At 70.0% G+C, this 17,677-nt stretch carries 15 protein-coding genes; 14 read left to right on the forward strand and 1 reads right to left on the reverse strand.

The features are described 5' to 3' along the window. Window positions 1-57: 57 nt before the first annotated feature. From ACZ6DL_RS04595 to ACZ6DL_RS04645, 11 genes are all read left to right on the forward strand, one after another. Window positions 58-1,386, forward strand: a complete 1,329-nt coding sequence (locus ACZ6DL_RS04595; protein ID WP_466048969.1) for a dihydroorotase — start codon at window positions 58-60, stop codon at window positions 1,384-1,386. After that, the gene (locus ACZ6DL_RS04600; RefSeq protein ID WP_062973593.1) at window positions 1,386-1,907 is read left to right on the forward strand and encodes a PH-like domain-containing protein; all 522 of its coding nucleotides are present in this window, start codon (window positions 1,386-1,388) and stop codon (window positions 1,905-1,907) included. Before ACZ6DL_RS04595 ends, ACZ6DL_RS04600 begins: the two co-directional genes overlap by 1 nt. Next, on the forward strand, window positions 1,904-3,016 hold the full coding sequence (gene carA / locus ACZ6DL_RS04605; RefSeq protein WP_063052307.1) for a glutamine-hydrolyzing carbamoyl-phosphate synthase small subunit: 1,113 nt from the start codon (window positions 1,904-1,906) through the stop codon (window positions 3,014-3,016). Before ACZ6DL_RS04600 ends, carA begins: the two co-directional genes overlap by 4 nt. After that, window positions 3,016-6,324, forward strand: a complete 3,309-nt coding sequence (gene carB / locus ACZ6DL_RS04610; protein ID WP_466048971.1) for a carbamoyl-phosphate synthase large subunit — start codon at window positions 3,016-3,018, stop codon at window positions 6,322-6,324. Before carA ends, carB begins: the two co-directional genes overlap by 1 nt. A 25-nt stretch (window positions 6,325-6,349) precedes the next feature. Then, window positions 6,350-7,174, forward strand: a complete 825-nt coding sequence (gene pyrF, locus ACZ6DL_RS04615) for an orotidine-5'-phosphate decarboxylase (RefSeq protein ID WP_466049562.1) — start codon at window positions 6,350-6,352, stop codon at window positions 7,172-7,174. Window positions 7,175-7,743: 569 nt separating this feature from the next. After that, complete coding sequence (gene mihF / locus ACZ6DL_RS04620; protein ID WP_028476708.1) at window positions 7,744-8,064, forward strand: integration host factor, actinobacterial type; 321 nt, start codon at window positions 7,744-7,746, stop codon at window positions 8,062-8,064. Between the two features lie 8 nt (window positions 8,065-8,072). After that, window positions 8,073-8,657: a guanylate kinase gene (gmk, locus tag ACZ6DL_RS04625; RefSeq protein WP_062973597.1), complete on the forward strand. Its 585-nt coding sequence runs from the start codon at window positions 8,073-8,075 to the stop codon at window positions 8,655-8,657. Window positions 8,658-8,683: 26 nt separating this feature from the next. After that, the gene (gene rpoZ, locus ACZ6DL_RS04630; RefSeq protein WP_039798918.1) at window positions 8,684-8,965 is read left to right on the forward strand and encodes a DNA-directed RNA polymerase subunit omega; all 282 of its coding nucleotides are present in this window, start codon (window positions 8,684-8,686) and stop codon (window positions 8,963-8,965) included. A 44-nt stretch (window positions 8,966-9,009) separates the two neighbouring features. Further along, window positions 9,010-10,233 (forward strand): bifunctional phosphopantothenoylcysteine decarboxylase/phosphopantothenate--cysteine ligase CoaBC, encoded by a 1,224-nt coding sequence (gene coaBC, locus ACZ6DL_RS04635; protein ID WP_062973598.1) that lies wholly within the window; start codon window positions 9,010-9,012, stop codon window positions 10,231-10,233. Window positions 10,234-10,467: 234 nt separating this feature from the next. Next, window positions 10,468-11,679 (forward strand): methionine adenosyltransferase, encoded by a 1,212-nt coding sequence (gene metK, locus ACZ6DL_RS04640; protein ID WP_040867522.1) that lies wholly within the window; start codon window positions 10,468-10,470, stop codon window positions 11,677-11,679. A gap of 88 nt (window positions 11,680-11,767) precedes the next feature. Further along, a complete protein-coding gene (locus ACZ6DL_RS04645) occupies window positions 11,768-14,281 on the forward strand; it encodes a primosomal protein N' (protein WP_466049563.1) in 2,514 nt (837 codons plus the stop codon). A gap of 33 nt (window positions 14,282-14,314) precedes the next feature. Here ACZ6DL_RS04645 and ACZ6DL_RS04650 read toward each other — a convergent pair whose 3' ends face one another. Next, the gene (locus tag ACZ6DL_RS04650) at window positions 14,315-15,157 is read right to left on the reverse strand and encodes an SDR family oxidoreductase (RefSeq protein ID WP_466048973.1); all 843 of its coding nucleotides are present in this window, start codon (window positions 15,155-15,157) and stop codon (window positions 14,315-14,317) included. A gap of 73 nt (window positions 15,158-15,230) precedes the next feature. Here ACZ6DL_RS04650 and ACZ6DL_RS04655 point away from each other — a divergent pair, with 73 nt between their 5' ends. From ACZ6DL_RS04655 to ACZ6DL_RS04665, 3 genes are all read left to right on the forward strand, one after another. Continuing rightward, on the forward strand, window positions 15,231-15,809 hold the full coding sequence (locus ACZ6DL_RS04655) for a TetR/AcrR family transcriptional regulator (protein WP_466048975.1): 579 nt from the start codon (window positions 15,231-15,233) through the stop codon (window positions 15,807-15,809). A 101-nt stretch (window positions 15,810-15,910) separates the two neighbouring features. Then, on the forward strand, window positions 15,911-16,564 hold the full coding sequence (locus ACZ6DL_RS04660; RefSeq protein ID WP_466049565.1) for a PadR family transcriptional regulator: 654 nt from the start codon (window positions 15,911-15,913) through the stop codon (window positions 16,562-16,564). A 60-nt stretch (window positions 16,565-16,624) separates the two neighbouring features. Further along, window positions 16,625-17,632: an esterase/lipase family protein gene (locus tag ACZ6DL_RS04665; RefSeq protein WP_466048976.1), complete on the forward strand. Its 1,008-nt coding sequence runs from the start codon at window positions 16,625-16,627 to the stop codon at window positions 17,630-17,632. Window positions 17,633-17,677: the final 45 nt, after the last annotated feature.

Here is a 17,677-nt window from a genome sequence, read left to right on the forward strand (position 1 = left end):
GAGGAGGCAGCGCAGCGTGACCACGCAGGGCCCCGCTCGTGCCGGAGAGGACGCAGCATGAGCGGACACAACGACACCGCCGTCTTGATCAAGGGTGCGCTGCTGTACGGCGAAGGCGAACCGGTCGACGTGCTCGTCGCCGATGGGGAGATCCGCCGGATCGGCACCGATCTGGACGCGATCGACGCCGAGATCATCGACGCGCGGGGGCAGGTTCTGCTGCCCGGCTTCGTCGATCTGCACACCCATCTGCGCGAGCCGGGCCGCGAGGACACGGAGACCATCGAGTCCGGATCCGCCGCCGCCGCGCTCGGCGGCTACACCGCGGTGTTCGCGATGGCCAATACCGCTCCGGTCGCCGACTCGGTGGTCGTGACCGACCACGTATGGCGGCGCGGCCGGGAGGTGGGCCTGGTCGATGTGTATCCGGTCGGCGCGGTCACCGTCGGTTTGGAGGGCAAGCAGCTCGCCGAGATGGGGACGATGGCCGCGGGCGTCGGCGCGGTGCGGATGTTCTCCGACGACGGCCATTGTGTCTACGACCCGCTGATCATGCGCCGCGCCCTGGAGTACGCGAATTCGCTCGGTGTGCTGATCGCCCAGCACGCGGAGGAACCGAGGCTGACCCAGGGCGCCATCGCGCACGAGGGACCGACCGCGGCCCGGCTCGGGCTGGCGGGCTGGCCGCGCGCCGCGGAGGAGTCCATCGTCGCGCGCGACGCCCTGCTGGCACGGGACGCCGGCGCCCGGGTGCACATCTGCCACGCCTCCACCGCGGGCACCGTGGAACTGGTGCGGTGGGCGAAGTCCCAGGGCATCTCCATCACCGCCGAGGTCACCCCGCACCACCTGCTGCTCGACGACTCCCGGCTGGAGACCTACGACGCGGTCAACAAGGTCAACCCGCCGCTGCGCGAGGCGTCCGACGCCGCCGCGCTGCGGCAGGCGCTGGCCGAGGGCATCATCGACTGCGTCGCCACCGACCACGCTCCGCACGCCGAGCAGGACAAGTGCTGCGAGTTCGCCGCTGCCCGGCCCGGCATGCTCGGACTGGAGACGGCGCTGTCGATCATCGTGCAGACCATGGTCGAGCCGGGGCTGCTGGACTGGCGCGGTGTCGCCCGCGTGATGAGCGAGCGCCCGGCCGCGATCGTGGGTCTGGACGAGCACGGCAGGCCGCTCGAGGTCGGTGAGCCGGCGAACTTGACGCTGGTCGATCCGAAGGCGAGCTGGACGGTGCGCGGGAAGGAACTGGCCAGCATCTCGAACAACACGCCGTTCGAGGCGATGACCTTCCCGGCGCGGGTGACGGCGACGCTGCTGCGCGGCCGGGTCACCGCCCGCGACGGCAAGGCGCTGGGCGCAGCCCTTCGAGGAGGTTCGTAGTGGAGAGAACGCTCTGGGTTGCCGGGCTGCTGATCCTGTTCGCGGTCTGCCTCTGGCTGATGTACCGGGGGTGGCGCAACCGCGCGGCACGTCAGGCGGAGCGCATCGGCGCGCTGCCCGCCGTGCCCGCCGAGCTCGGCGCGCAGGTGCTGGAGCCGACCACCGGCCTGTACCTGGGCAGCACGATCGCGCCCAGCTGGCAGGACCGGATCACGGTGGGCGACCTCGGTTTCCGGGCCACCGCGGAACTCACGCGGTTCGAACGGGGGATTCTGCTCGAGCGCGACGGCGCGACGGTGATCTGGATTCCGCAGGAATCCATCACGGCGGTGCGCACCGAACGCGGCCACGCGGGCAAAGTGATGACAGAAGATGGTGTGCTGGTCATTCGCTGGAAGCTGCCGACCGGAACCGAGATCGATACGGGTTTCCGCGGCGACGACAAGTCGGTCTACCCGGCTTGGCGCCGGCTTCCTACGGCGGATCAGAGCGGGACGATGACGGGAGATGACGAGGGATGACAGGAGAAGCGGCATTCGTGCTGGAGGACGGCCGGGTATTTCGCGGCCGGGCCTACGGCGCCGTGGGCCAGACGCTCGGTGAGGCGGTGTTCTGCACCGCGATGACCGGGTACCAGGAGACCCTCACCGACCCGTCCTACCACCGGCAGATCGTGGTGGCCACCGCGCCGCAGATCGGCAACACCGGCTGGAACGACGAGGACGACGAGTCCACCAAGATCTGGGTCGCCGGGTACGCGGTGCGCGACCCCGCGCGGCGCGCGTCCAACTGGCGTGCCACCACCACGCTGCCGGACGAACTGGAGCGGCAGCGGATCGTCGGCATCGCCGGCATCGACACCCGCGCGCTGGTGCGGCACCTGCGCACCCGCGGTTCGATGAAGGCGGGCATCTTCTCCGGTGACGCGCTCGCCGCCCCCGACGAGCTGGTGGCCCGGGTGACCGGGCAGCCGTCCATGCTGGGCGCCGACCTCGCGGGCGAGGTGACCACCGACGCGCTCTACACGATCGAGCCCGACGGCGAGCACCGGCGCACGGTCGTGGCGGTCGACCTCGGGATCAAGACCAATACCCCGCGCATGTTCGCGCAGCGTGGCATGCGGGTGCACGTGGTGTCCTCGTCCACCACGCTGGATCAGATCCTCGAACTGAAGCCCGACGGGGTCTTCCTGTCCAACGGTCCGGGCGACCCGGCCACCGCCGACGCCGCGGTCGAGCTGACCCGCGGCGTGCTGGGCGCGGGCCTGCCGCTGTTCGGCATCTGCTTCGGCAACCAGATCCTCGGCCGCGCGCTCGGCCGGGGCACCTACAAGATGAAGTTCGGTCACCGGGGCATCAACATCCCGGTGGTGGAGCACGAGACCGGCCGGATCTCGATCACGGCGCAGAACCACGGGTTCGCGCTGGAGGGTGAGCGGGGCGAGCGGTTCGACACCCCCTTCGGCACGGCCGAGGTGAGTCACGTCTGCGCCAACGACGGAACGGTCGAAGGCGTCCGGCTGGTCGACGGCCGCGCCTTCTCCGTGCAGTACCACCCGGAGGCCGCCGCTGGCCCCCACGACGCCGCATATCTGTTCGACCGTTTCGCCGGTCTCATGGAAGGAGCCTGATGCCTCGCCGCGAGGATCTCGAGCACATCCTGGTGATCGGTTCTGGCCCGATCGTCATCGGCCAGGCGTGCGAATTCGACTACTCCGGCACGCAGGCGTGCCGGGTGCTGCGGGCCGAGGGCCTGCGGGTGTCGCTGGTCAACTCGAACCCGGCGACGATCATGACCGACCCGGAGTTCGCCGACGCCACCTACGTGGAGCCGATCACGCCGGAGTTCGTGGAAAAGGTCATCGAGAAGGAGCGCCCCGACGCCATCCTGGCCACCCTGGGCGGCCAGACCGCGCTGAACACCGCGGTCGCACTGCACGAGCGCGGGGTGCTGGAGAAGTACGGCGTGGAGCTGATCGGCGCCGACTTCGACGCCATCCAGCGCGGTGAGGACCGGCAGAAGTTCAAGGACATCGTGGCGAAGGTGGGCGGCGAGAGCGCCCGCTCGCGCGTCTGCTTCACCATGGACGAGGTCCGCGAGACGGTGGCCGAACTCGGCTTCCCGGTCGTGGTGCGCCCGTCGTTCACCATGGGCGGTCTCGGGTCGGGCATGGCCTACAACGACGAGGACCTCGATCGCATCGCGGGCGGCGGCTTGGCCGCCTCGCCCACCGCGAACGTCCTCATCGAGGAGTCCATCCTCGGCTGGAAGGAATACGAGCTCGAGCTGATGCGCGACGGCCGCGACAACGTCGTGATCGTCTGCTCGATCGAGAACGTCGACCCGATGGGCGTGCACACCGGCGACTCGATGACCGTCGCCCCGGCGATGACGCTCACCGACCGCGAGTACCAGAAGCTGCGCGATCTCGGTATCGCGATCCTGCGTGAGGTCGGCGTCGACACCGGCGGCTGCAACATCCAGTTCGCGGTGAACCCGAGCGACGGCCGCCTGATCGTCATCGAGATGAACCCGCGCGTCTCGCGCTCGTCCGCGCTGGCGTCGAAGGCGACGGGCTTCCCGATCGCGAAGATCGCCGCCAAACTGGCCATCGGGTACACGCTCGACGAGATCGTCAACGACATCACCAAGGAGACGCCGGCCTGTTTCGAGCCGACCCTCGACTACGTGGTCGTCAAGGCGCCGCGGTTCGCGTTCGAGAAGTTCCCCGGCGCCGACGGCACGCTGACCACCACGATGAAGTCCGTCGGCGAGGCGATGTCGCTGGGCCGCAACTTCGCCGAGTCGCTGGGCAAGGTGCTGCGTTCGCTGGAGACCAAGGCCGCGGGCTTCTGGACCCAGGACGACGGCGCGTGGACCGACGTCGAAGCGATCCTGGAGGATCTGCGGACGCCCACCGAGGGGCGCATCTACCAGGTCGAGCGGGCGCTGCGCCTGGGCGCGAGCATCGAGGACGTCGCCGCCGCCTCGGGCATCGACCCGTGGTTCGTCGCGGAAGTGGCGGGCTTGGTCGAGCTGCGCCGGGAGATCCTCGACGCGCCCGTGCTGGACGAGCCGCTGCTGCGCCGGGCCAAGCACTACGGCCTGTCCGATCGTCAGCTGGCCGCGCTGCGGCCCGAGCTGGCGGGGGAGACCGGCGTGCGCGCCCTGCGGCACCGGCTCGGTGTCCGCCCGGTCTTCAAGACCGTCGACACCTGCGCCGCCGAGTTCGAGGCCAAGACGCCCTACCACTACTCGGCCTACGAACTCGATCCCGCCGCCGAATCCGAGGTGGCGCCGCAGCCCGAGCGCGAGAAGGTGATCATCCTCGGTTCCGGACCGAACCGGATCGGCCAGGGCATCGAGTTCGACTACTCGTGCGTGCACGCGGCGCAGACGCTGTCGCAGGCCGGATACGAGACGGTGATGGTCAACTGCAACCCCGAGACCGTCTCCACCGACTACGACACCGCCGATCGTCTCTACTTCGAGCCGCTGACCTTCGAGGATGTGCTCGAGATCTACCACGCCGAGTGCGAGTCGGGCACCGTCGCGGGTGTCATCGTGCAGCTGGGCGGGCAGACGCCGCTCGGACTGGCGCAGCGCCTCACCGAGGCGGGCGTGCCGGTGGTCGGTACCAGCGCGGCCGCCATCGACCTGGCCGAGGACCGTGGCGAGTTCGGCGACGTGCTGGTCGCGGCCGGGCTGCCCGCGCCGAAGTACGGCACCGCCACCACGTTCCCGCAGGCCAGCAAGATCGCCGCGGAGATCGGATACCCGGTGCTGGTGCGCCCGTCCTACGTGCTCGGCGGCCGCGGCATGGAGATCGTGTACGACGAGAAGTCCCTGGAGGGCTACATCTCCCGCGCGACCGCGCTCAGCCCGGAGCACCCGGTGCTGGTCGACCGCTTCCTGGAGGACGCGATCGAGATCGACGTCGACGCGCTGTGCGACGGCGAGGAGGTCTACCTCGGCGGTGTGATGGAGCACATCGAGGAGGCGGGCATCCACTCCGGCGACTCGGCCTGCGCGCTCCCCCCGATCACGCTGGGCCGCAGCGACATCGAGGCGGTGCGCCGCTCCACGATCGCGCTGGCCAAGGGCATCGGCGTCCGCGGCCTGCTCAACGTGCAGTACGCGCTCAAGGACGACGTGCTCTACGTCCTGGAGGCCAACCCGCGGGCGAGCCGGACCGTCCCGTTCGTGTCCAAGGCGACCGCGGTGCCGCTGGCCAAGGCCGCCGCACGGATCATGCTCGGCGCCACCATCGCCGAACTCCGCAAGGAGGGCATGCTGCCGAGCGAGGGCGACGGCGGGCACGTCGCGCTGGACGCTCCGGTCGCGGTCAAGGAGGCCGTGCTGCCGTTCCACCGCTTCCGGCGCGCCGACGGCAGCGGCGTGGATTCGCTGCTGTCGCCGGAGATGAAATCCACCGGCGAGGTGATGGGCATCGACGCCGATTTCGGCACCGCCTTCGCCAAGAGCCAGACCGCCGCCTACGGATCGCTGCCCACCGAGGGCACCGTGTTCGTCTCGATCGCCAACCGGGACAAGCGCGCGATGGTCTTCCCGGTGAAGCGCCTGCACGATCTCGGTTTCCGCATCCTCGCCACCGAGGGCACGGCGGAGATGCTGCGCCGCAACGGGATTCCGTGCGAGCAGGTGCGCAAGCACTCCGAGGTGGGTCCGGACGACCAGCCTACGATCGTGGAGCAGATCCGCGACGGTGAGGTCGACATGGTGTTCAACACGCCTTACGGCAACTCCGGGCCTCGCGTGGACGGCTACGAGATCCGCAGCGCGGCGGTCGGGGTGAACATCCCGTGCATCACCACCGTGCAGGGTGCGGCAGCCGCGGTGCAGGGCATCGAGGCCAGCATCAACGGCGGCATCGGTGTGCGGTCCCTGCAGGAACTGCACTCGGTGCTGCGTGGGTGAGCCGCGGCCGGACGGAGTGGTCGAGATGAAGACCTTCGGCGAGCGCTTGCGGCAGGCGATGGGGGACTTCGGGCCCGTCTGCGTCGGGATCGACCCGCACCCGCAACTGCTGCGGTCCTGGGACCTCCCCGAGGACGTCGAGGGCCTCGAGCGCTTCGCCGAGATCTGCGTCGAGGCCTTCGACGGTCTGGTCGCGCTGGTCAAGCCGCAGGTCGCGTTCTTCGAGGCCTACGGCTCCGGTGGTATCGCCGTGCTGGAGCGTGCCATCGAGGTGTTGCGCGCCTCGGGGACGATGGTGCTCGCCGACGCCAAGCGCGGCGACATCGGGTCCACCATGGACGCCTATGCGCGGACCTGGCTGGCCGACGGTCCGCTCGCCTCCGACGCGGTGACGGTCTCGCCGTACCTCGGATTCGGTTCGCTGGCGCCCGCGCTGACCCTGGCCGAGGCCAACCGCCGCGGCGTCTTCGTGCTCGCGGCGACGTCGAATCCCGAGGGAGCGCAGGTGCAGCGGGCGGTCGGGGCGGACGGCCGCGCGGTCGCGCAGATGATGGTCGACGAAGCCGCGGCCCGCAACGCGGGCAGCGAGTTCGGTTCGGTGGGCGTGGTGGTCGGCGCCACGCTGCGCGAGGCGCCGGATCTGTCCGCGCTCAACGGTCCGATCCTGATGCCCGGGGTGGGCGCCCAGGGCGGCGGCCCGGACACGATCCGCGAGCTGGTCCCCGAGCCGATGCTCGGGGCCGTCCTCCCGAACGTCTCGCGCGAGCTGCTGCGAGCGGGCCCCGACGTCTCGGCACTGCGTGCCAGGGTGCACGAGCTCCAGGACGCGTTCGCGTTTCTGCAGAAATGACCACGAAGGCCGGCGCACCGTGCGCCGGCCTTCGGTCTTTCCGGGGCCCGTGCGCGTGCAGCTGCACTCACACACGCGGCCTTCCCGGTGCCTGTGCGCTCTCCTGCGCCGATTTCGGCGCTCATCGGTGCTCGGCTGGGCACCTGCCTGCTGGACCGGCGTACAGGGCCGCGAACCGGCACCGGATGCCGCACCGAGCGGGCCGAATATCTCTGATGTGACGCCCGACACGCGGGTAGATCTCGCGACACGCGGAAAATTTCGAGAAAGTTCCTGGTAGGGCGCGTGAGGGGTTGCTGGAACGATGCGCTGCGCTACCGCAACCCTCCCGCAAACCACTTGGTTTGCCGAAAACGCCCTGCTGGCGGCGTGTTTCGCGAATCCCGCAGCGCGCTCCGCACGGTGGCGCGGGCGGGTCGGGCGACGCACCCCCCCGGTGTCGTCGGTATCCGGAATCATGCGCTGACCTGGGGGGTGGGTTCGCAATCGGCGGACGTCGTGGGTACGGTCGCTGAGACTGCTGGGTTACCGGCAGGAGTTGATGCAATGAACGATGAGACGGAGGAACCGTGGCCCTTCCCCAGCTGACTGACGAGCAGCGCGCCGCTGCTTTGGAGAAGGCGGCTGCCGCTCGCCGCGCTCGGGCGGAGCTCAAGGAGCGCTTGAAGCGTGGCGGCACCAACCTGAAGCAGGTCCTCACCGATGCCGAGACCGATGAGATCCTCGGCAAGATGAAGGTGTCGGCGCTGCTGGAGGCCCTGCCGAAGGTGGGCAAGGTCAAGGCGGCGGAAATCATGAGCGAGCTGGAGATCGCCCCCACCCGGCGGCTGCGCGGACTCGGCGACCGGCAGCGCAAGGCGCTGCTCGCCCGGTTCGACTTCGACGCCTGACGACGAGGGTGATCGAACACACGCGGAAGGGTCGACTGGTAGTACTGGTCGGCCCCTCGGCCGTGGGCAAGTCCACCGTGGTCCGCTGTGTCCGCGAACGACTGCCCGACCTGGTCTTCAGCGTGTCGGCAACGACCCGGGCCCCGCGGCCCGGGGAGGTCGACGGCCTCGACTACCGCTTCGTCTCCCGTGCGGAGTTCGACGCGATGATCGAGGCGGACGAGCTGCTCGAGTGGGCTGACATCCACGGCGGGTTGCAGCGGTCGGGCACCCCCGCCGGGCCGGTGCGCGCCGCTCTGGCGGAGGGCCTTCCGGTCCTGGTCGAAGTGGATCTCGAGGGCGCGCGGTCGGTGCGCCGGGCCATCCCGGAAGCGATCCTGGTCTTCCTGGCCCCGCCGAGCTGGGACGAACTGGTGGCGCGGCTGACCTCGCGCGGTACCGAGTCGCCCGAGGTGATCGAGCGCCGCCTGGAAACGGCCAGGATCGAGCTGGCCGCCTGTGACGAGTTCGACATCGTTATCGTGAACGACGAGGTGACCAGCGCCTGTGAGCAGTTGGTATCGTTGTTCGTTAGCACAAATTCGAGTTCGTGACCTCCCAAACACCAGGAGTCCCCCTAGTGAGCAGTACGGACACCAAGACCGCGCCCGCCTACGACACCCCGGTCGGCCTGACCAACCCGCCGATCGACGAGTTGCTGGAGCGCACGTCGTCCAAGTACGCCCTGGTCATCTACGCGGCCAAGCGGGCCCGGCAGATCAACGACTACTACAACCAGCTCGGCGACGGCATCCTCGAGTACGTCGGCCCGCTGGTCGAGCCGGGTCTGCAGGAGAAGCCGCTGTCGGTCGCGCTGCGCGAGATCCACTCCGACCTGCTCGAGCACTCCGAAGGCGAGTGAGGCGAACCGCGTTCGCCCGTGACCACGACTAGGCCGGAGGCGTAGTGACCACAAGGATCGTCGTCGGCGTAGCCGGAGGGATCGCCGCCTACAAGGCGTGCTCTCTGGTCCGGCGGTTCACCGAGACCGGACACGACGTCCGGGTGATCCCCACCCACTCGGCGCTGGAGTTCGTCGGCAAGGCGACCTTCGAAGCACTGTCCGGGAACCCGGTGCACACCGGTGTGTTCTCCGACGTGCCCGAGGTCCCGCATGTTCGGCTGGGCCAGGAGGCGGACCTGGTGGTCATCGCCCCGGCGACTGCCGACCTCATGGCCCGCGCCGCCTCCGGCCGCGCCGACGACCTGCTCACCGCCACGTTGCTGACGGCTCGATGTCCGATCTTGTTCGCGCCCGCGATGCACACCGAGATGTGGGAGCATCCGGCGACCGTCGCCAACGTCGCGACGCTGCGCGCCCACGGTGCGATCGTCATGGAGCCCGCGGCGGGGCGGCTCACCGGCGCCGACACCGGTCCCGGACGGCTGCCCGAGCCCGAGGAGATCTTCGGCCTCGCGTCGCTGCTCATGGAGCGCGCCGACGCGATCCCGCGGGATCTGGAGGGCCGCCGGGTCGTCATCACGGCGGGCGGCACCAGGGAACCGCTGGATCCGGTGCGTTTCCTCGGCAATCGCAGCTCCGGCAAGCAGGGTTACGCGCTCGCGAGGGTCGCGGCCCAGCGCGGCGCCCACGTCACCCTGATCGCGGGCAACACGATCGAGATGGCGGCACCGGCCGCCGTCGACCTGGTGCACATCACCACCGCCGAACAGCTGAAGACCGCCGTCGACAAGCATGCCGCCGGCGCCGACGCGGTGATCATGGCCGCGGCGGTCGCCGATTTCCGGCCGACCAACGTCGCCGCCGCCAAGATCAAGAAGGGCGCGGGCGAGCCCGACGTCATTCCGCTGACCAAGACCGACGACATCCTCGCCGGCCTGGTGCAGGCGCGCCGCGACGGGCAGTTGCCCGGTACCGCGATCGTCGGCTTCGCCGCCGAGACCGGTGACGAGCACGGCGACGTCCTCACCCACGCGCGGGCCAAGCTCGCCCGCAAGGGCTGCGACCTGCTCGTGGTCAACGCGGTCGGTGAGGGCAAAGCGTTCGAGGTGGACACCAACGACGGCTGGCTGCTCGGCGCCGACGGCACCGAGCAGGCGCTCGACCACGGTTCGAAGGCATTGCTGGCCAGCCGTGTGCTCGACGCGCTGAGTGGGTTGCTGCGCTGAGCCGGGTGGCGGGCCTGCCGGGGATTGCCGTCCGATCCGTCGTTCGTTCGCGGCGTCGTCATTCTTTCGGCATCGCCGGGACACCGGGAATTCAGCAGTCCGGGGCGGCTTCGTAGTTGAGGTCCGCCCTGTCGGTGATTTGGAATAGTCTGGAATGTAAGGGTTGCGCAGGCGCGGCATGGCGTTACTGTCGCAAGCCGATACGAGTAACCCGTTGAGGGAGAGGGAACAACTGTGCGCACGTCCGGGAGCCGGCTTTTCACCAGTGAGTCCGTGACCGAAGGTCATCCGGACAAAATCTGTGATGCCATCAGCGATTCCATTCTCGACGCGTTGCTCGCGGAGGATCCGCGCAGCCGGGTCGCGGTGGAAACCCTCGTGACGACCGGCCAGGTCCATGTCGCGGGTGAGGTCACCACATCGGCGTACGCCGATATTCCCCGTATTGTCCGGGAAAAGGTTCTGGAAATCGGATATGACTCGTCCGCGAAGGGATTCGACGGAAATTCCTGCGGTGTGAATATCGCGATCGGCGCGCAGTCGCCGGATATCGCCCAAGGTGTGGACACCTCGCACGAGGCCCGGGTCGGCGGCTCCGACGACGAGATCGAGCGGCAGGGCGCGGGCGACCAGGGCTTGATGTTCGGTTACGCCACCAAGGACACCCCCGAGCTGATGCCGCTGCCGATCGCGCTCGCGCACCGGTTGTCGCGCCGCTTGACCGAGGTGCGCAAGTCCGGCGTGCTGCCCTACCTGCGTCCGGACGGCAAGACCCAGGTCACCATCGAGTACGACGGCGATCGCCCGGTCCGTCTGGACACGGTGGTCGTCTCCACCCAGCACGCCGCCGACATCGACCTGGACAACCTGCTCGCGCCCGACATCCGCGAGAAGGTCCTCGAAGCGGTGCTCGCCGACCTGGAGGTGCCCTCGCTGGACACCTCGAACGTCCGCCTGCTGGTCAACCCCACCGGCAAGTTCGTGCTCGGTGGTCCGATGGGCGACGCGGGCCTGACCGGCCGCAAGATCATCGTCGACACCTACGGCGGCATGGCCCGCCACGGTGGTGGCGCCTTCTCCGGCAAGGACCCGTCCAAGGTCGACCGCTCGGCCGCCTACGCCATGCGCTGGGTCGCGAAGAACGTGGTGGCGGCCGATCTGGCCGATCGGGTCGAGGTCCAGGTGGCCTACGCGATCGGCAAGGCGGCTCCGGTCGGCTTGTTCGTCGAGACCTTCGGTACCGAGAAGGTCGACCCGGCGCGCATCTCCACCGCGATCACCGAGGTCTTCGACCTGCGCCCCGGCGCGATCATCCGCGACCTCGACCTGCTGCGCCCGATCTACGCGCCGACCGCCGCGTACGGCCACTTCGGCCGCACCGACGTCGACCTGCCGTGGGAGCACACCGACCGCGCGGACAAGCTGCGCGCGGCCGTCGGACTCTGACCTCGATCAGGTCCGAGTGAACGCACCCGCGGCGGGCACCCCCGCCACCGAGGCGGACCGTCCGGCCGCGGGTCCCGCGGGCGCGGAGCTGCCGATCGCCCGGGTGCTCCCACTGCTGTCGCCCGCGCATCTCGACCGCGACTTCGACTACCTGGTGCCCCCCGAGCTGGACGAAATCGCCCAGCCGGGGGTCCGGGTGCGCGTCCGTTTCGCCGGCCGGTTGGTCGACGGTTACCTTCTCGCGCGCTCCGCGCACAGCGATCACGGCGGCAAACTAATCGAACTCGAACGCGTCGTCTCCGGCGAACGCGTGCTGACGCCGGAAATCCTGGAGCTGGCCGGCAAAGTGGCGGCCCGTTACGCGGGCACGCGCGCCGACGTCCTGCGTCTGGCCATTCCACCGCGCCACGCCCGCACCGAGACCGGTGGTGCGAAGAAGTCCGCTGGGGCACAGATCGATTCCGTCGGGTCCACGGCTCCTGCCGCCGCGGCGGACCCCGGTGCGTCCGCGAGCGCCGTCGAAGACGGAGAACTCTGCACTGCAACGGATTCCGTGCCGTCAGCCATAGTGAACTCCGCGCCCGCAGAGACGCTCCCCGGTTCGCGCTCCTCGGATCCCGCAGTACCGCAAGCCGATTCGGCAGTGGCGGGCCGCGCAGCCCCGGGGCCGGACACCGAACCCGTCACCGCGACCGGATCGGATGATCCCGGCACCGTGAGCATGGGGACCGCGCAACCGGAGCACCGGCCAGAGGCGGGCACCGGCGGGTTTTCGAAGCCGCTTGAACCGTCTTCGGGTGAGGGGCGAATCAGTGTCGGGCGCAGCGCAGTGGCCGTGCGACAGGCGCCGTCATCGGAGGCGGGCACCGGCGGGTCCTCGAAGCCGCTTGAACCGCCTCCGGGGGAGGGGCGAATCGCGGTCGGGCAGAGCGCGGAGCCTCGCGGCGGCGCCACGAACCAGGAGGCGGTATCGCCGGAACTTTCGGCCGTCGACCTCGCCGCCTGGGAGCGTTATGTGCACGGCCCGGCATTCGTCGGTGCGCTCGCACAAGGAAAAGGGGCCCGGGCGGCTTGGCAGGCGCTGCCCGGTGAGGACTGGCCGCGCCGGCTGGCGGAGCTCGCCGCCTTGGTGGCCCGGCAGGGGCGCAGCGCGATCCTCATGGTCCCGGACCAACGCGACCTCGACCGAGTGCTGGCGGAATGCACTGGGCTGGTGGGGGATTCGGCCGTCGGGCTGGCCGCCGGCCTCGGGCCCGCGGCGCGGTACCGGCGTTGGCTGGCGGTGCTGCGCGGTTCGGCGCGGGTCGTGGTCGGCACGCGCAGCGCGGTGTTCGCACCGGCGGCGAACCTCGGGCTGATCGCGCTGTGGGACGACGGCGACGACACCTACGCCGAACCACGCGCACCGTATCCGCACACGCGTGAGGTGGCGATGTTGCGAGCGCACGAGACCGGTGCGGCATTCGTCGCGGCAGGTTTCGCGCGGACCGCGGAGATCCAGGCGGTGGTCGATTCCGGCTGGGCGCACGATCTGGTCGCCGATCGCGCGGTGCTGCGCAAGGCCGCGCCGCGAATCAGCGCCCCCGGTGACAGCGACGTCGCCCTGGAGCGTGATCCGGTCGCCCGTGCCGTCCGGATTCCCGGCGTCGCCTTCGCGGCCGCCCGTTCCGCGCTGAAGGAGGGGGCGCCGGTGCTGGTGCAGGTGCCACGGCGCGGGTATATTCCCGCGCTGGCCTGCGGGAAGTGCCGCACTCCGGCCCGATGCAGGCACTGCAACGGGCCGCTCGCGCTGCCGGAGACCCGCGGACCGGCAGCGGAAAGCGCCGCCGCCGCGCACAGCCCCGCTTGCCGTTGGTGTGGGATCACCGAGGCCGCGTTCCGTTGCACCACTTGTGGCTCGCGCGCGCTGCGGGCGGTGGTCATCGGGGCGGCGCGTACGGCGGAGGAACTCGGCCGCGCCTTTCCCGGCGTGCCGATCCGTGGCTCCGGCGGCGGCGCCGTGCTCGATACCGTGGAGCCGGGCCCGCAAGTGGTCGTCGCCACGGTAGGCGCCGAACCCTTGGTCCCCGGCGGGTATGGCGTCGCACTGTTGCTCGACGGCTGGGCCTTGCTGGGGCGCGCCGACCTGCGGGCCGCCGAGGACGCACTGCGCCGCTGGATGGCCGCCGCGACGCTGGTCCGCGCGCACGGCCAGGTCATCGTCGTGGCCGAACCTTCGATCCCCACCGTGCAGGCGCTGGTCCGGTGGGACCCGGTGGGCGCGGCGCGTGCGGAGGTCGCGGCCCGGGCCGAGGTCGGCTTCCCGCCCGCGGTCCGGCTCGCCGCGATCGACGGCACCGCCGAGAGCATCGCCGAACTGCTCTCGGCGGCGGATCTGCCCGCGACGGTCGACCGCCTCGGCCCGGTGCCGCTGCCGGACGGCGCTCGCAAGCCCTTCTCCGCCGAGGATTCGCCCGCCGAAGTCGAACGTTTGCTGCTGCGGGTCGAGCGCCGCTCCGGAGCGGCGCTCGCGGGTGCGCTGCGCGCGGCCCAGGCGATCCGCAGCACGCACCGCTCCGACGCCCCCCTTCGCGTGCAGATCGACCCGGTCGACATCGGCTGACGAAGCCACCGGCCATCCGTCCTGCCGTGCGCGTCAGGCGAAGGCCGCCCGATTGCGAACCGCCCACTCGGCGTACTTCGTGGCGGGCCGCCCCAGCACACGCGGCACATCGGGGCTGATCAGCTGTTCGGCGGGTGTCGGTTCGCCGAGGATCGTCAGCGTGTGCTCGACCACCGGTTCGGGCATGAAGTCGAGCATCGCCGAATGGGCTTGCGCCCGAGTCAACTCCATGAATCCGAGCGGCTCGCCCAGCGCCGCACCGAGTGCCTCGGCCTGGGCTCGCGGTGTGGCGAGTTCGGGTCCGGTCAGGGTGTAGACCTGGCCGGCGTGCCGTTCGTCGCGCAATGCCGCCGCCGCGACGGCGGCGATATCGGCCGGATCGATCGAGGGCAGGCCGATGTCGCCGAACGGCGCGGCGACCATACGCTGCGTGCGCACCGAATCCGCCCACGCGTAGGTATTGGAGAAGAACCCGCCCGGTCGCAGGAAGGTCCAGGCCAGGCCGGAGTCCCTGATCGCCTGCTCGTAGGCGACGAGCCGGGCATAGCCCGCCGCGCCGGGGCGGGTGGCTACCCCCTGCGAGGACACGAAGACGACGCGCCGCACGCCTCCGGCAGCGGCGACTTTCAGCACCTGTTCGGGCTCGGGGCCGGCCACCAACTGCTCACCGGTGATCAGGAGGAACAGGGTGTCGGCTCCCGAGAGGGCAGGGGAGAGGCTTTCCGGCTCGCCGAGGTCGGCCCGAACCGACCGGACGCCGTCGGGCAGCGAGAGGTCCACATGGCGGGCGACCGCTGTCACCTCCTCGCCCGCGTCCGACAGCGAGCGCACGAGGGGCGCGCCGATATTTCCGGTGGCTCCGGTGACCACGATCATCGTTACTCCTTAGTTAGTTGACTGACTAAAAACAACGTAGCCGGTCGTGGACGCGTTGTCTACAGTTAGTTGTGTGACTGACTCAGTGACGGAAACCAAGCCGAGTAAGCGGCAGCGGCTGGTCGAGGCGGCCGTGCGGGTGTTCTACCAGCAGGGCGTGGAGAAGACGACGATCGCCGACATCGCCCGCGCCGCCGACGTTCCGGTCGGCAACGTCTACTACTACTTCAAGACGAAAGACCAGCTCATCGGGGCGGCGATCGGCTCGCACGCGCACATTCTCGATGCCGTGATCGCCGCGAGCGACCGCCACGAGACGCCGTCGGAGCGGCTGAAGGCCCTGATCGCGGGCTGGGTCGCCGATCGTGAGCAGACTGTCCGGTACGGCTGCCCGTTCGGCACCTTGTCCTCGGAGTTGGACAAGCGTGGCGACGGATTGGACACCGCGGCCGCCGATGTGATGCGCGTGCTGGTGGATTGGGCCGAACGGCAGTTCGCCGCGATGGGCCGCGTCGACGCGAGGGAGCTCGCGATCGCCTATGTCGCGGCGTATCAAGGAATCTCGTTGCTCACGAACACCTTTCGCGATCCAGAACTCATGGTCACCGAGGGCGCGCGGCTGTCGCGCTGGATCGACTCGCTGGTGAGCTGACCTCCCCGACGGCCCGGTTCCGAAATCGGGGCTTGCGTTCGATGCATTGCCGATATATCGTCGATAGCATGAAACAAACACGAGAGCCTTGGGAGGCTGACATGGAATACCGAGAAGATCGAGAATTCGGCCGACGTGGCCGTGGGCCGCTGCCCGGGCCCGAGGGCTTCGAACACCGGCTGCGCTTCCGTCGCGGGGGACGTCACGGTTTCGGCCCCGAGTTCGGGCCGGGATTCGGTCCCGGTTTCGGCCCTGGCTTCGGCCCGCAATTCGGTCGCGGACGCGGCCGTGGCGGTCGCGGCAGGCGCGGTGACGTACGCGCCGCCGTGCTGCTGCTGCTCGCCGAGCAGCCCATGCACGGCTACGAACTCATCCAGCAGATCCGCGAGCGCAGCAACGACATCTGGAGGCCGAGCCCCGGTTCGATCTACCCCGCGCTCGCGCAACTGGAGGACGAGGGCCTTGTCCTCATCGAGAAGGTCGCCGGGCGCAAGACCGCCAAGCTCACCGAGACCGGTAACGCGTACGTCGCCGAGCACCGGGACGAGCTGGGCGATCCGTGGGCGGACGTGCAGCAGGACGTCGGCGCCCAGGCGATGGACCTGCGCGGACTCGTGGGGCAGCTGATGGGGGCGGTCGCGCAGGTCGCGGCGGCGGGTACCCCGCAGCAGGCGGCGCGTGCGGCGGAATTGCTCACCGAGACCCGCAAGTCCCTCTACCGCATCCTCGCCGAGGACGAGACCCCCGAGAAGTAGGGGAGGCGAAACACCCCGATACCGCGCGCATTTCGAGCCGATCGGAGCGATCATTGTGAGATGCGACAGTCGAGTCGAGCGAAAGCTTGGGGTAGTTCACACTTGCGTCGCGCCGTGCTGGCCCTGGTGGTCGCCGGCGCGGCCGCGCTGGGCCCGGGCGTGGCGTCGGCCGAGCCGCCCGGCCTCCGCCCGCCCGACGTGCCGACGTACCCCGCTCCGCCGCAGTCCGACCACCTCGCCGCCGCGTGGTATCAGAAAAGCCATCCGAGCGCGGTCCCGAGCGGCACCAACGACTTCGGATGCGTTCCCAGCGCCCGGCATCCCCATCCGTTGGTGCTCGCGCACGGAACCGACTCCACAGCGTATTCCGATTGGTCGGGGATAGCGCCGCGCCTGACCGCGGCCGGATTCTGCGTGTTCGCGCTGAACTACGGCGGCAAGCCGGGCGCGGACAGTTACGGTACCGAGGATCTGGTGCTCAGCGCCTATCAGGTCGGCGCGTTCGTCGATCAGGTGCTCGCGGCCACCGGCGCGGGCAAGGTCGATCTGATCGGATTCTCCCAGGGCGCCAATGTCACTCGGTACTACGCCAACAAGCTGGGTGGTGCGCCCAAGGTCGGCCAGTGGGTCGGCCTCGCTTCGCCCACCTACGGCGGTGTGATGTACGGGCTGGTGCCGGTGGCCCAGGCGATCCCCGGCGCTTTGCAGGCGTTCGCCCAGGTGACTTCGCTCGCCGCCGTGCAGCAGGCCGAGGGGTCGCCGATCATGCTCGATCTCAACGCGGGCGGCGATACGGTGGCCGGGGTTCGATACGTGACCATCGGCAGCCGCGTCGACGAGATGATCCAGCCGTTCGAGAACATCGCGCTGCGCGGGCCCGGCGCGCGGAACATCGCCCTGCAGGACCTGTGTCCCGCCGATCTCACCGGGCACTTCCACATGGTGTACGACCCGTTCGTGCAGGAATTGCTGCTCACCGTACTGGCTCCGGACAGTCCGGCGCCGGTGTGCCGGCCGGTCCCGCTCGGCACCGGCATTCCCGAGGTGATCATCGCGGGCAATTCCTGAGGAATCGGCGCGGGCCGTCTCGGTGTGCCCGTTTCGGCCGCAGTG

This window comes from Nocardia sp. NPDC041819, from assembly GCF_055590505.1.

Excerpts from the sequence above, each read along its gene's own strand:
- ACZ6DL_RS04660 (WP_466049565.1), top strand. The coding sequence starts at position 15,911 with ATGGAATACCGAGAAGATCGAGAATTCGGCCGACGTGGCCGTGGGCCG.
- ACZ6DL_RS04650 (WP_466048973.1), bottom strand. The coding sequence starts at position 15,157 with ATGATCGTGGTCACCGGAGCCACCGGAAATATCGGCGCGCCCCTCGTG.
- pyrF (WP_466049562.1), top strand. The coding sequence starts at position 6,350 with ATGAAGACCTTCGGCGAGCGCTTGCGGCAGGCGATGGGGGACTTCGGG.
- ACZ6DL_RS04595 (WP_466048969.1), top strand. The coding sequence starts at position 58 with ATGAGCGGACACAACGACACCGCCGTCTTGATCAAGGGTGCGCTGCTG.
- carA (WP_063052307.1), top strand. The coding sequence starts at position 1,904 with ATGACAGGAGAAGCGGCATTCGTGCTGGAGGACGGCCGGGTATTTCGC.
- ACZ6DL_RS04665 (WP_466048976.1), top strand. The coding sequence starts at position 16,625 with ATGCGACAGTCGAGTCGAGCGAAAGCTTGGGGTAGTTCACACTTGCGT.
- carB (WP_466048971.1), top strand. The coding sequence starts at position 3,016 with ATGCCTCGCCGCGAGGATCTCGAGCACATCCTGGTGATCGGTTCTGGC.